The following is a 12,724-nucleotide window of genomic DNA, read 5'->3' on the forward strand; positions in this document are numbered from 1 at the left end:
AATTTAGTTTAAAAGAAAAACTAAATTTATACAAATGTTGAACTATACCCCAGAAGTTGGGCAGAGAAGTCAAATTTTTGGGGTGTTTTATAATGAAATTGAATAGGAAGATGGAGTTTAAATCTATAAACTAAAAACTATGACTACTATTTTCTTCAATAGTTAATATTTCAGGAAAAATCGCAGTAAAAACTGCCTCTCCTTCTTTAAATGTGCTATAATACAGGAAAATATAACGATGGAGGTCACAATGATGACAGTTTTTTTCCTAATTTTTGTGGTGGTTTGTGTGCTCCTCTTGGGGCTAGTCATGCTGAGTACAGTTTATGTGGTCCGTCAGCAGTCGGTCGTGATTATTGAGCGTTTTGGGAAATACCAAAAGACAGCTAATAGTGGGATTCATCTGAGAATGCCTTTTGGAATTGATTCGATTGCAGCTCGCATCCAACTGCGTTTATTGCAGAGTGATATTGTAGTTGAAACCAAGACCAAGGATAATGTTTTCGTTATGCTAAATGTGGCGACTCAATACCGTGTCAATGAGCAGAGCGTGACAGATGCTTACTATAAATTGACACGTCCAGAATCTCAGATCAAGTCTTATATCGAAGATGCTCTTCGTTCTTCTGTTCCTAAATTGACCTTGGATGAGTTGTTTGAGAAAAAAGATGAAATTGCCCTTGAAGTGCAACATCAAGTGGCTGATGAAATGACAACTTACGGCTACATTATCGTGAAAACCTTGATTACCAAGGTCGAACCAGATGCAGAAGTCAAGCAGTCTATGAATGAGATCAATGCGGCCCAACGTAAGCGGGTTGCTGCGCAAGAGTTGGCTGAAGCTGACAAGATTAAAATTGTTACTGCTGCAGAAGCAGAAGCAGAAAAAGACCGCCTTCATGGTGTGGGGATTGCCCAACAACGTAAGGCGATTGTGGATGGACTAGCAGAGTCTATCACAGAACTCAAAGAAGCTAATGTTGGTATGACAGAAGAACAAATCATGTCCATCCTCTTGACCAACCAGTATTTAGATACTTTGAACACTTTTGCTGCAAAAGGCAATCAAACTATCTTTTTACCAAATACGCCAAATGGTGTAGATGATATCCGTACACAAATTTTGTCAGCTCTAAAAGCTGATAAAAAATGATATAAAAAAGAGCCTGCTTTAGGCTCTTTTTTCTGCGATCGTGAAAGTGAATATCCAATTGTAAAAAGTGAAATTCACAAAAGTTATTAACAGGCTGTGGATAAATGTGGATAACTTCTGATTATTCCCGTTAAAATTCTTATTTATCTAATCGCTTTAGTAGCTTTCGAGGTTTATAAAGTAGTTTTAATTCCTATAACTAAAGAGTTAAGAACAGTTTGAGATAGTTATTCACAACTTGTGGATAACATTGGGGATTGCAGATTTCTTTTTGTTATTTAGCGATGACTTGGTAACCAGCTAAGGGTGAAGGTTAGTTGTTCAGCTTTTAAGAGGCCTTGGTGTTGGATGCTAGTCACCTCGGTATTGTCGAGTTGACAGTCTTTGACAAAGTTGAAATGACTGTGGTTTTGCTCAGTATAGATATCCAACCATTTATCTTCTTTGGCAAGATAGACTCGGAGGTGGTCAAAGAGAGGGATTCCGAGATCATAGCTTGGTTTTCCTGGACAGGTCGGATAAAATCCGAGAGCTGACCAGATATACCAGGCTGAGAGACTGCCATTGTCTTCATCGCCAGGATAGGCTTCCCAACTTGGGTGAAAGGCCTTCTGACGGAGAGTCTTGATGAGAAGGGCAGTGTAGTCAGGGTAGTTGCTGTAACGGAATAGATAAGGAATGTGGAAGCTTGGTTGGTTAGAAATGGCGAGTTGCCCAAAAGGAGCAGTAGCCATTTCGCTCATTTCGTGAATCTCGTAGCCATAGCCTGTTGTCTCAAAGAGGGGAGCCTCCTGACAGGCTTTCAAAAGGTAGCGACTAAAGGCTTCTTTTCCACCCATAATCTGGATTAAGTCTGGGATGTCGTGGAGGACGCCTAAAGTTGCTTGGATGGCAGAGCATTCGGCATAGTCGCGCCCCCAACTATAAGGAGAGAAGTCAGGACGGAAGTTTCCTTGGTTATCACGCGCACGCATATAGCCTGTTTCAGTATCAAATAGATGTCGGTAATTGTGTGAAGTAGTCTTATAAGTCTCAGCAATCTCTATTTGCCCTAGTTTTTCGGCACAGCTTGCGATACAAAAGTCACTATAGGTATAGTCTAGGGTGTGGCTGACGCTTTCGTGGTGGTCTGTAGAAAGGTAGCCCAGATCGTGGTATTGCTCTAGTCCGTGACGACCATTGATGCCGAGAGGGTCGGACTTGCTAGCTGTTTCAAGCATGGCTTGGAGGAGTTCTTCTTCCAAGTCGGGGGTCATGTCCTTGCAGGCGCTATCTGCTATAATGCCATCTATAAGAGTGCCAGGCATCATGCCACGCTCATCTGGAGCCAGCCATTTTGGAAGGAAACCAGTATCGTGGTAGCTATTGAGAAAACCTTCTAAAAAACGGTGGTAGTGTTCCGGTATGATAAGGGCAAAGAGGGGGAAGGTGGTGCGGAAGGTATCCCAGAAACCATTGTTGCTGAAGAGGACACCAGGCTTGACAGTTCCAGTAGCCAGATCCTTGTGGATGGCGTGCCCTGATTCATCAATCTCATAAAAAGTCTGTGGGAAGAGGAAGAGTCTGTAAAGGCAGTGATCAAAGAAGGTTCGGTCAGCCCTTCCTGTCTCTATAACGTCAAAACGATGGAGGAGATTTTCCCAGTCCGCTTGGGCATTTGCTTTACAGTTATCAAAATCTTCTTGAGGTAGATTAAGCAGTGCTTGAGCAGGAGAGATGAAAGAAGTGGCTAGCTGAATCTCGATTTGACTATCTGCTAGGTCGATTCGCCAGTCTCCCTCTTCTTGTCTGACAGAAAGAATATCCGTATTCATCTGCAGGGAAGTGAACAGTATCAGTGGATTTTTGTTGGTTTCAGTTTTTCCTTCTTGTCGCAGGGCAAGAGTTCGCTCATCTACTTTCTCCACGATTAGTTCATCTGCTGCGTGAAGATAGAGGGAGAGGGATTTACCTTGCTTTTGTTTCAAACGAATAGAAGCACCATAGCAAGTCGGTGTTAGCTGAGTCTCAATCTGATAGCGCAGAGAAAAGAACTTCAAATAATGAGGCTGAAAGCAAGCACTATCTAGGTCATAAGAGGACTGACGATGGAAAAGGCTGTCTCCACCTAGCCGGCCTGTGACAGGTGTCAGAAGGAGCCAAGAGTAGTCCCCAATCCAAGGGCTAGGCTGGTGGGTTAACCGAATCCCCTGAAAGATGGGCAGATGCGGATCGAAAAACCAAGATCCCCTCTGATCACTAGTCTGGGGTACAAAGTAATTCATCCCAAAAGGCACGCCTGTGTATGGCAGGGTATTTCCCTGAGAAAAGGCGTGCTTACTAGCAGTGCCAAATCGGGTATCGATGGTTTCAAGTATTGGTTTCATATTATTTCCTTAGTTTTTTTATCATTATAGCAGAAAAATAAAGCCTTTATAAAAGGAGTTTAAAAGATAACTAGTTTGTAGAAAAATGAACCTTTTTTAAAATAAATCTAACAAAAACCCTGTTGCTATTGGCTTTTTGCTTTGTCTTGAATTGTTAATTTTTGAATTTGCTCCCCTTTTTGCTCCCCTTATAGTGCTTTTAGTGCAGTTTCGTAGAATGATACTGCTTTTTTTGCGTTCTCTTTTGAGAGGTGGCTATATGTGTCCATGGTCATGCTGATTTGAGAGTGACCTAGACGGTGTTGGAGTTCTTTGTATGGTATTCCAGAGTTAAGCAAGAGACTAGCGTGAGTGTGCCGGAATCCGTGAAAGCCAATGTTAGGAACGTCAGCACGCTTAAAATGTGTTAGTAATCTTTTTTTAAGTTTTACAATGCTAGTATATTCATGAATGAAGTCAGAAAATACGACACTTTCACGTTGCCCTATCTTCCAAGCTTCTTTAGTTTGGCGTAGCTTGTATTGTTTCAGCATGCTAACAGTCGCTTGATCTATATCTATATCCCGATAACTAGCCTTAGATTTTGGGCTATTGATTTCTAAATCCCGATTTAGTGTTTTGGTGATGTGTACAACGGCACCGTCTAAGTCAATATCAGACCAGCTAAGCGCTAGAGCTTCATTGATACGGCAACCAGTAGCCAGTAGGAACTTATAGAGCGTTGCGTCATAGTAATAACGATATTTACAACTATCTAAATTATCGAGATAAACAAGAAACTTTTTTAACTCTTGATTATCAAAGTGCTTTAGCTTTTGTCGCTTTGCTTTCTGAGTGTTACGAGGTAAAACCACATCACGCGCAGGATTGGACGGTATTGCTTGCATGGTTACGCCATACTGTAAGATACGTTTGTTTAAAGCGTGTATCATATCATAGTGTAGAAAAGCGCCCTCTTCCCCCCTATTAGCCTTATCAGCAAGTTTATTGATAATTGACTGAATAAGTGGAGTAGTGAGCTTATCGAGCTTATACTCCCCGAAAGTAGGCAATATGTGATTATCTATTAGCGCTCTAACGTTTCCTTGAGTGTTTGGCTTAACTGTATTCTTATAGCTTTCCCACCAGAGAGTTGCCAATTCTTGATAGTTTTTTATGGTAATAGCCTTTTGTCTGGTAGATCCTGCTTTTTGAAAAGCTATTTTTTCTTGATTGGCTTTCTGCTTAACTTCCTTTTGTGTCCGACCTGTTACTTTGGTTTTGACTTTCTTTCCTGTTACCTGGTCAACTCCTAAATATACATTAGCACGGTAAACTTTGCTACCGTCTTTTTTTATAACTTCAGTTATTTTCATGATTTAAACCTTTCTAAAATACATCAGCAGGCAAGCCATTATCAAAAAGGTTTTATATCATGCTAGGGCTTCATAGTTTGCCCTGTATTCGATTTTAAAGAGTCAGACGGTAAATAATACCAGAATAAAAAACAAGGCGGATATGGGGCTAATATGGGCTTGTTTATAGTAAACAGGCCTGTATTTAAAGTTTTTTATCGTCAGTTAGCTGTTTTAAAGTTTTTTCAAAGTCCGAGTTTATCTTTTGAGTTTTGTTGAATAGTTGGTATTCTGCTTTTGCTTTATCTTTCGCAACCTTGGAAGTGATTTTCCCATGACCTTCTAAAATATCGTATTCTTGGAAAGTCAAAAAGCGGTCAATGCTTTGGGCTAGTTGTTGCATTGTCTGAGCTTTTCGCTGTTCTATCTGTCTTTCCAGGTAATCAAAATAGCTAGATATTCCTCTTTCAAGGGAACGGATTTCTGTTTCTGAAAGGTAATTCTTTGCTATTTGGGTATCTGCTTGCAGTATGCGACCGTTAGGGGAGTTTTTCCATGTTGTAAGCCCCATGTTGTCTTTTGTATGGTCTGCTTTCGTGTAGATAATTTCCGCAGCAGTTTGGCCAGTGATTGCATAATGAAACTTATTCTGTACATCAGCATAGAATTGCTTAGTCAACGTACTTTGTGGATCATAGTCGATAGAGATTTCGGCAAAAATATCTGTAATCTGTAACCATATACGGCGTTCACTAGCCCGGATAGAGCGCACGCGCTCCAACAGCTCACGGAAATAGTCTTTTTCCAGCAAGTTTTCGCCTTGTTTCAGACGGTTGTCATCCATGGCGAACCCTTTTATCATGTACTCACGAAGTACTGAAGTAGCCCACTGTCTAAATCTCGTAGCTTTTTGGGAATTGACACGGTAACCAACTGAAATGATGGCGTCAAGGTTGTAGTAGCTGACATCCTTAGTTTGGGTTTTATCAGCAATTGCACCGTGTTTTGTGGTTATTTCCATTTTGGAAACAACCACCTTTTCTTCTAATTCGCCCTCTTCAAAGATATTTTTTAGGTGTTTACTAATTGCAGGAACACCGACATCGAAAAGTCTAGCCATTTCTTTCTGACTAGCCCAGATAGTTTCGCCTTTGATGATGACACTAGCTGTCTCGCTATCGTTATCAGCGGTATAGATTAAGAATTGTAATTCGTTCATGAGATCCTTTCTAAAATATTGTAAGTGGTTGACATTTGTTGACATCAACAAAATTAGTAGATATGGGGCTTATATAGGCTTGAAGCACGAGCGAACCACGAGAATCCACGCGCTTCAGGATTGTTGAACATTGTGGCGCGTGGGTATGCTTTGGGGCATAATCGGACTTTTCGGACTCCCTAAAGAAAAATAGTAGTGCTATGGTTTGCTATGGTTTCGATACATATAAGAATTGAGGTTTTTTGCGCTTTAGTTTGTAAAATCGGCTTTCTATTCTTCAATTTCCCCTGTTTTTGCAAAATAGAGAGTGGGAGAAGAGGTGCAATTGGTTAATGTGGGGGATTAATTTTCAGTTTTTAATTTTTTATTTTCAGCTTCTAATTTATTTAGTTCTTCCACTAGTTTTTCCATTTCTTCGTTTACAACTTTTAAGTATTTATTAAGATCTCTAGAATCTTCCATCATCATTTTAAATATTTTGGATGATAGATAATTATCTTTTGTAGATGTAATAAGTTCAACTACACCATTAAAATTATCCACAAGTTTTTTTATTGAAAGTAGCGTAGTTATAGCTTCTTTCCTATGTATTTTTTCTTCATTGAGAATATTATTTAAGTCTTGTAATTTATCATATAGTAAATCCTTAATAGAATTGTATTGCTCGTTATATCCAGTTAATTGTACAGAAAGTTCTTCGAGAGCTTCGTTTGATTTATTAATGTAATATTCTTCATCAAAAGGTTCTTCACTATATCCCAAAAGATATTCTACAGATATTTCTAAAACGTCAGCAAAGTCTTGAGCTTTATTGAGAGGAAACTGTCTTGTTTTATTTAAATATCTGGACATAGCAGATTTTGCTATTCCAGTCCTCCTAGCCAATTCGCTAAGAGAAAGGCCTTTCTTGTCTTTTTCAGAGATAATAATATCTACAATTTCACTATTAGAACGCATTTTATAACCCTCCTCTTTATTTTAATTTTATTATAACACCGTTCCCAAAGAAGCACAAGGATAACTATAAAAATATTTTATTGTCTAGATATTGAATTTTATTGTTGACAAACGAGAACGAAAATATTATACTTATCTTGTTCCTTTTCGGGAACGTATTTAAAAAAAGAAAGGTGGAAATTTATGGAATTAGATTTGAGACGCATTAAAGCAGAACGTATTGCCAAAGGGTATACTCAAGATGTAGTCGCTGAAAAAATGGGATGGAAATCACGAGCTCCTTACGCAAAGAGGGAAAATGGAGTTGTCCCTTTTGGAGCTGATGAACTTGCTGAGTTTGGCAATATTTTGGGATATAGTGTTAATGAATTAGGAATTTTTTTTACAAAAAATGTTCCCGGAAGAGAACGAAAAGGAGCTAACTAATGGAACTAGTCTACATGGACGGTAAAAAAGAGCCGTATACACTGAGCAGTATTGTGGCAGAATGTGCAGAAATCAAGCACAGACATTTGAAGATTTTGCTGAATAAACACCGAGAGGACTTCGAAAGCTTTGGAAAGGTGCAATTTAAAATTTCACCTTCAGAAAGTGGGCAAAATGTACGGGACTATATTTTAAATGAACAACAAGCAACATTGCTGATCACTTACTTACGGAATACAGAACCCGTAAAAGAGTTTAAGAAGAACCTAGTCAAAGCATTCTTTGAAATGCGTGACGAACTAGCAAAATTCAAGCTACAACGTGCTTTAGAAAAGCCAAAAAGAAAAACACTGCATGACAGCATTGAGAATTGGGAACAAGCCCCAAAGTACCCGCATAGCACCATGAACAACCTGCTACTAAAGGCCGTAACCGACAGGAACGCTAAGCAGTTAATGGCGGAACGTGGGGGCTACAATGGGATTGATAGCTTGACCAGTGAGGAGCTGGAGCAATACCAGGCATTTGAGGACATGGTAATAGCCATGATTGGCTTGAATATGAGTTACCAAGAAATCAAGGCTATGGTATTCAGAAATAAAAAAACACGCCAAAGAAGCGCGTGAGAGCAACAAAAAAAGGCTTAGCAATAACCACACCGCAGAGCCTTTCACACTAACACTAAAACGAATTTAACAAAGCAGGCAAGCTATTATCAAAGAGGTTTTAGTAAAGATTTATACCTAGATTATAGCATATTTAGGGCAATTTGACCATACGGAGAGCGCCAACTCTTAAAACTGGTACTTTCTCACGCTTTCAATTTGGCGACTCTGAGCGTGAGGATTAGCGTTATAAGAAACAACTCAAAAAGCCCCACGCTCTCGGTCGGCAAACTTCTGAGCGTGAGGAACTTCATTACAAGAAAAACTGTATAAGAAACAACCATTCAAAACCCCCACACTCGCCATCGCCCAACTTTGAGTGTGAGGATATCCAGTATAGTAAAAAGCATTAAAAAGCCATCGTGGCAAGTATAAAAAGATAGAAAAAAGGTAAAAAACATGACAACAAAAAAAGCAATATCAAGCCAACAAGTTCTATTATCGGCTAAGAAGCTAGCAGAATTAGGGAACGAATTAACCGACATCATGAATGTTTTAGAAATGAATAACCTAGCTCTTGAAGGGCTTGAGTTTGCACTACAGAATGATACAACCACGTTCTTATGGCTTGCTAAAAAATACACTGATACAGCATACGCCCAGAATGAAAAGCTATACGATCGTCTAAATGAAATAGCCTTTTTGCTTTTGAACAATGACGACGCTAAAGAGCTGGAGGCAATGCAATGACACTAGACCTAGACAACATGACACAAGCAGAATTTGATAAACAAATGGCTGAAATCAAGGATAGAAATCCGAACCTCTTCCAGTTTATTGCTGATTTTGTAGATAGAAAGGTAAGCACCGAAGAGGTGGACGACTGGTTGAATATGGAGCGAAGCGATCAAGTAGAATATATTAAGAATTATCAAGCGAGGGCATAACATGAATGAGTTAGATTTGACCAACACACAAGCGGTAATCTTTATGGTGGTATTGATTGGCTTACTGCTTTATCTAAACCACCGAGACCGCCAAAAAAGCGCCCAAATGGAGCGAGAAAGCACACAGGCGATAGAAACACCTAGCGAGGATTTAAACCCTGATTATGGGCGATATATCCAGCTTGCAGGGGTAAGAGTTTACGGAGGGATGAAATGAGTTACACAGTGAAGATATACCCTGATATTGAAAAAATACCAGACGAACCTTATTTTACTAAAGATATTTTTCTAGCTACGTGTATGGACAATGCAACAAAGTTAGCTGTAACTATGGGCTTGTTGACAAAACAAACGTTGGATTTAGAGACTAAGACAGCTATTTTGAAAACCCTTGATACAATCATAGAAACTCAAAAAGATATTTTGCGAGGGGTAACGAGCGGACAAATAACCTTTTTGAATAAAAGCAAAGAAGAGGAGGAACTGAATGAGTCTATCAGAGAATGACAAACGAGTATTAAGACTAATCAAGGTAGGTGCTGAGAACTCCATAACAGGGGCAGAAATCAGCCTACTCACCAAACTAGCAGAAAGAACCGTGCAAGATATTATCAGTCGTCTAATCACGCGCCATAGCGTTCCTATTGTTGGGGTTCGCCATGGGACATTTAGAGGATATTTTATCCCAGCTAACAAAGAGGAGCTACTGGACGGTGCAAAAACCTTTTACAATCAGATACGAGAAGAAGAAAAGCGCCTAGCGGTGTTGATGAACAGCGACCTAGAAAGCTACAAAGAAACCTTGAAGGAGGTGGGCGGATATGTTTAGCCTAAGCCGAGAAAGTGAGCAAGACCTAGTGCATGGCATTCTGGAGGTAGTGGAAAGATACCATGAAGCGCGTGATAGACTCAAACCACGACTGACAGGCTTAATATCAGCCCAGGAAGTCATGGACGAGTTAGATATAAAATATATGACACTCCAAAAATGGGAAAAAGCAGGGCTAAGACGATACCATCCACCGCTTGAAGATACAAGAAAGGTTTACTATAAAATAACTGACATCTGGAAGTTTCTGGGGGTAGAAAATGGGTAGATATAACACACACCCAGCACAGGGCGGAGGCCATTATCATGACATTAAATTGTATAAGCACCGTGGCAGATCTTTGGAACAGTTCCAAGAACAAAAGCTACTGAAGAAGTTAAAAAAGAAACGCAAAAAGGGGCGATAGTATGACAATTTATGAGGCTAAAGGCTTTCAGAGTAATCTTGTCTATCCATTTGATAAAATTGAGCCGTTCCAGTACATTGAACGCTTTAAGCCTTTGGTAGTCCCTGAAGGGGCAAACATTGAAGAATTTAAACGTACACAAGCGCCTTACTGTATCAGTGGCAAAGTGACACCAGAAAAGCATGGCAGTTACAAGCGAAACAACTCCAGTCTAATCTATCGGGATTTGATTTTCCTTGATTATGACGATATACAGGGGACGTCTGAGGGATTTATAAAGGCCGTTTCTAGCGCTTTATTTGGCTACTCCTATATCTTATACCCAACTATTAAGCATAGCTTAGAAAAGCCCCGTTTTCGCCTTGTAGTGAAGCCTGACAACGTGATGAACGAGGCAACCTATAAGCAGGTAGTGAAAGAGATTGCTGACAAGATTGGGCTACCCTTTGACATGGCAAGTCTAACCTGGTCACAACTCCAAGGGCTACCAGTAACAACAGGCGACCCAGCAAGTTATCAAAAGGTTGTGGAGCATGGCCTAGATTATCCAGTCCCCAAGGTTGAACCAAGAGCGAAGCAAAGAACTACTGAGCTTTACAAGCCTAGAGCAAGTGGCCAGAGGTCAATGACTATGAGGATCATTGACACACTTTTTAATGGCTTTGGAGACGAGGGAGGGCGAAACGTGGCACTGACACGCTTTGTAGGTTTACTCTTTAATAAGTGGGTTGATTGTGACCTAGAGACCGCCTACGAGCTGACAAAGATAGCTAATAGCGTGACAGTTGAACCATTGCCTATTGAAGAGCTAGACCGCACTTTTAGCAGTATAGCACGGACTGAATATAGAAAGAGAGGTTAGAACCATAGAACTAGAAGAATTAGCAAACCTAAAAAGTGAAATCTTGGAGGTCAGAGAGCAAGAACAACCCCCTAGGACGATGAAAGAGCTTGAAAATCGTATCTTTAAAGCTGGAGAAGAATGGCGGGCAGAACATACCGAAACTAAGGTAAATGAGAACACAGGGGACGTTACCGAAAAGGTTGCCATGCCCCAAACATTCACCGTTGCCAAAATACTGAGCGAGATTGTCACATTTACTTTTATCAGCAAGAGCAATATACCTGATTATAGCCTGCTCTATATCTATGATTTAGACGAGGGTATCTACACCGCTAGTAATGATCTATTCAATCTTTTGTGTAAGACCTTTGACGTTAGAATTAAACCCAGAGAGTGGCCACAGATTAAGTTAATGGTTAGAACATTGGCAAAGATACGAAAACCTTTAGAAAGTGCTAACCTTATTCCCGTACAGAACGGCATTATCAACTTAGAAACTAAGGAACTACTCCCCTTTAGTCCTAAGTATGTAATTACAAGTAAGATAAGCACGGCCTACCACGCGCCTAAACGAGTCCCAATAGATAGAGAGGGCAAAACTTTTGATGATTGGCTAAACTCAATCGCTTGTAATGATAGTGAACTGGTAACACTGTTTTGGCAGATTATCCTTGAAGCTATTAACCCTAACCATACCCGAAATAAGTTTGCCATCTTCTACGGGGACGGTAACAACGGTAAGGGAACATTTCAGCGCTTCCTTATCAACCTGATAGGGGAAAGCAATATATCAGCCTTAAAGCCTGCACAGTTCGGAGAAAAGCATAACTTGGAGACCTTGGTAGGTAAGGTTTGTAATATCGGGGATGAAGCACCTAACGAATACTTAAAAAATCCGTCGGATTTAATGAGTATCACTAGTGGGGACACCGTGCTAGTCAACCCCAAAGGTCGCCCAGCCTTTGAAGCCACATTCAAGTTATTCAATATCTTTTCAGGGAATTATATCCCCAATGGGGGCAACAAGACAAAAGGCTGGTATCGTAGAATTATGATCGTCCCTTTTAATGCTGACTTTAACGGGGAGAAGGAAAAACCTTGGATAAAAAATGAATTTTTGGCCAATGATGAAGTATTAGAATATGCCCTCTACAAAGCTATCAATCAAGAGCCATTTACTCACTTTATCGAACCTAAAGCAGTTAAAGGACTCCTAGAAGAATACCAGGAGGATAATGACTACTTACTTTCATGGGTTAAGCATGAATACATGGAAAAAGGTTGGCATGAGCTGGACGTAGTACCTGTTTTTATACTAACTAGGTCGCTGAAACATTATGCTGAAGATATGGGAATACCCAAGCCCAATGTTTACGGGGCAGGAAAAGAAACGATAAGACACTTACAACAGTTAACACCCAATCATTACAAACTTAAAAGAGCGAGGGTCAAAGTTGAAGATTATGACAAACTAGATCCGCTAGAGTTTGAAAGAACCAAACTATCCAAAACTAATCACGCTGTCGTTAAAGACTAAAATGTTACCTTCTTTTTATGCCCTAAACCCTTGGTATATCTAGGTTTTTACCCAAAAATGTTACCTTCTTGTTACCTTGTTTAGAAAGAAGGTAACGTTG

General features: G+C 40.0%; 15 protein-coding genes. 11 read left to right on the forward strand and 4 right to left on the reverse strand.

Annotation, left to right across the window (positions count from 1 at the left end):
• Positions 1-253 precede the first annotated feature (253 nt).
• Positions 254-1,153, forward strand: a complete 900-nt coding sequence (locus HMPREF1117_RS03450; protein WP_025171564.1) for an SPFH domain-containing protein — start codon at positions 254-256, stop codon at positions 1,151-1,153.
• 278 nt (positions 1,154-1,431) lie between these two features.
• Here HMPREF1117_RS03450 and HMPREF1117_RS03455 read toward each other — a convergent pair whose 3' ends face one another.
• From HMPREF1117_RS03455 to HMPREF1117_RS11465, 4 genes are all read right to left on the reverse strand, one after another.
• Positions 1,432-3,519 carry a GH92 family glycosyl hydrolase gene (locus tag HMPREF1117_RS03455; protein ID WP_000802620.1) on the reverse strand — a complete coding sequence of 696 codons (2,088 nt, stop codon included), beginning with the start codon at positions 3,517-3,519 and terminating at the stop codon, positions 1,432-1,434.
• A gap of 188 nt (positions 3,520-3,707) precedes the next feature.
• Positions 3,708-4,874 carry a site-specific integrase gene (locus HMPREF1117_RS03460; RefSeq protein WP_000704660.1) on the reverse strand — a complete coding sequence of 389 codons (1,167 nt, stop codon included), beginning with the start codon at positions 4,872-4,874 and terminating at the stop codon, positions 3,708-3,710.
• Between the two features lie 184 nt (positions 4,875-5,058).
• The gene (locus HMPREF1117_RS03465; RefSeq protein ID WP_001004339.1) at positions 5,059-6,072 is read right to left on the reverse strand and encodes a virulence RhuM family protein; all 1,014 of its coding nucleotides are present in this window, start codon (positions 6,070-6,072) and stop codon (positions 5,059-5,061) included.
• Positions 6,073-6,414: 342 nt separating this feature from the next.
• Complete coding sequence (locus HMPREF1117_RS11465) at positions 6,415-7,029, reverse strand: helix-turn-helix domain-containing protein (RefSeq protein ID WP_001257363.1); 615 nt, start codon at positions 7,027-7,029, stop codon at positions 6,415-6,417.
• A gap of 183 nt (positions 7,030-7,212) precedes the next feature.
• Here HMPREF1117_RS11465 and HMPREF1117_RS03475 point away from each other — a divergent pair, with 183 nt between their 5' ends.
• The 10 genes from HMPREF1117_RS03475 (at position 7,213) to HMPREF1117_RS03520 (ending at position 12,624) form a co-directional block, all read left to right on the forward strand.
• The gene (locus tag HMPREF1117_RS03475) at positions 7,213-7,455 is read left to right on the forward strand and encodes a helix-turn-helix domain-containing protein (RefSeq protein WP_000417955.1); all 243 of its coding nucleotides are present in this window, start codon (positions 7,213-7,215) and stop codon (positions 7,453-7,455) included.
• Positions 7,455-8,081, forward strand: a complete 627-nt coding sequence (locus HMPREF1117_RS03480) for a Rha family transcriptional regulator (RefSeq protein WP_000424657.1) — start codon at positions 7,455-7,457, stop codon at positions 8,079-8,081. Before HMPREF1117_RS03475 ends, HMPREF1117_RS03480 begins: the two co-directional genes overlap by 1 nt.
• Before the next feature lie 438 nt (positions 8,082-8,519).
• Positions 8,520-8,810 (forward strand): hypothetical protein, encoded by a 291-nt coding sequence (locus HMPREF1117_RS03485; protein WP_000208536.1) that lies wholly within the window; start codon positions 8,520-8,522, stop codon positions 8,808-8,810.
• The gene (locus tag HMPREF1117_RS03490) at positions 8,807-9,007 is read left to right on the forward strand and encodes a hypothetical protein (protein WP_000171244.1); all 201 of its coding nucleotides are present in this window, start codon (positions 8,807-8,809) and stop codon (positions 9,005-9,007) included. The genes HMPREF1117_RS03485 and HMPREF1117_RS03490 overlap by 4 nt, the downstream gene beginning before the upstream one ends.
• Position 9,008: 1 nt before the next feature.
• Complete coding sequence (locus tag HMPREF1117_RS03495; RefSeq protein WP_001003770.1) at positions 9,009-9,224, forward strand: hypothetical protein; 216 nt, start codon at positions 9,009-9,011, stop codon at positions 9,222-9,224.
• Positions 9,221-9,514, forward strand: coding sequence for a hypothetical protein (locus HMPREF1117_RS03500; protein WP_000122741.1), 294 nt, complete (start codon positions 9,221-9,223; stop codon positions 9,512-9,514). The genes HMPREF1117_RS03495 and HMPREF1117_RS03500 overlap by 4 nt, the downstream gene beginning before the upstream one ends.
• A complete protein-coding gene (locus tag HMPREF1117_RS03505) occupies positions 9,495-9,836 on the forward strand; it encodes a hypothetical protein (RefSeq protein WP_000058836.1) in 342 nt (113 codons plus the stop codon). The genes HMPREF1117_RS03500 and HMPREF1117_RS03505 overlap by 20 nt, the downstream gene beginning before the upstream one ends.
• Entirely contained in the window at positions 9,829-10,104 is a 276-nt protein-coding gene (locus HMPREF1117_RS03510) for a hypothetical protein (RefSeq protein WP_000492148.1), read from the forward strand. The genes HMPREF1117_RS03505 and HMPREF1117_RS03510 overlap by 8 nt, the downstream gene beginning before the upstream one ends.
• 140 nt (positions 10,105-10,244) lie before the next feature.
• Complete coding sequence (locus HMPREF1117_RS03515; RefSeq protein ID WP_000158194.1) at positions 10,245-11,105, forward strand: primase alpha helix C-terminal domain-containing protein; 861 nt, start codon at positions 10,245-10,247, stop codon at positions 11,103-11,105.
• 79 nt (positions 11,106-11,184) lie between these two features.
• Positions 11,185-12,624, forward strand: coding sequence for a DNA primase family protein (locus HMPREF1117_RS03520; RefSeq protein ID WP_029693125.1), 1,440 nt, complete (start codon positions 11,185-11,187; stop codon positions 12,622-12,624).
• Positions 12,625-12,724: the final 100 nt, after the last annotated feature.

This window comes from Streptococcus sp. SK643, assembly GCF_000259505.1.
Taxonomy (GTDB): domain Bacteria; phylum Bacillota; class Bacilli; order Lactobacillales; family Streptococcaceae; genus Streptococcus.

Excerpts from the sequence above, each read along its gene's own strand:
- HMPREF1117_RS03475 (WP_000417955.1), top strand. The coding sequence starts at position 7,213 with ATGGAATTAGATTTGAGACGCATTAAAGCAGAACGTATTGCCAAAGGG.
- HMPREF1117_RS03500 (WP_000122741.1), top strand. The coding sequence starts at position 9,221 with ATGAGTTACACAGTGAAGATATACCCTGATATTGAAAAAATACCAGAC.
- HMPREF1117_RS03510 (WP_000492148.1), top strand. The coding sequence starts at position 9,829 with ATGTTTAGCCTAAGCCGAGAAAGTGAGCAAGACCTAGTGCATGGCATT.
- HMPREF1117_RS11465 (WP_001257363.1), bottom strand. The coding sequence starts at position 7,029 with ATGCGTTCTAATAGTGAAATTGTAGATATTATTATCTCTGAAAAAGAC.
- HMPREF1117_RS03455 (WP_000802620.1), bottom strand. The coding sequence starts at position 3,519 with ATGAAACCAATACTTGAAACCATCGATACCCGATTTGGCACTGCTAGT.
- HMPREF1117_RS03460 (WP_000704660.1), bottom strand. The coding sequence starts at position 4,874 with ATGAAAATAACTGAAGTTATAAAAAAAGACGGTAGCAAAGTTTACCGT.
- HMPREF1117_RS03495 (WP_001003770.1), top strand. The coding sequence starts at position 9,009 with ATGAATGAGTTAGATTTGACCAACACACAAGCGGTAATCTTTATGGTG.
- HMPREF1117_RS03520 (WP_029693125.1), top strand. The coding sequence starts at position 11,185 with ATGAAAGAGCTTGAAAATCGTATCTTTAAAGCTGGAGAAGAATGGCGG.
- HMPREF1117_RS03490 (WP_000171244.1), top strand. The coding sequence starts at position 8,807 with ATGACACTAGACCTAGACAACATGACACAAGCAGAATTTGATAAACAA.
- HMPREF1117_RS03480 (WP_000424657.1), top strand. The coding sequence starts at position 7,455 with ATGGAACTAGTCTACATGGACGGTAAAAAAGAGCCGTATACACTGAGC.
- HMPREF1117_RS03485 (WP_000208536.1), top strand. The coding sequence starts at position 8,520 with ATGACAACAAAAAAAGCAATATCAAGCCAACAAGTTCTATTATCGGCT.
- HMPREF1117_RS03515 (WP_000158194.1), top strand. The coding sequence starts at position 10,245 with ATGACAATTTATGAGGCTAAAGGCTTTCAGAGTAATCTTGTCTATCCA.
- HMPREF1117_RS03465 (WP_001004339.1), bottom strand. The coding sequence starts at position 6,072 with ATGAACGAATTACAATTCTTAATCTATACCGCTGATAACGATAGCGAG.
- HMPREF1117_RS03450 (WP_025171564.1), top strand. The coding sequence starts at position 254 with ATGACAGTTTTTTTCCTAATTTTTGTGGTGGTTTGTGTGCTCCTCTTG.
- HMPREF1117_RS03505 (WP_000058836.1), top strand. The coding sequence starts at position 9,495 with ATGAGTCTATCAGAGAATGACAAACGAGTATTAAGACTAATCAAGGTA.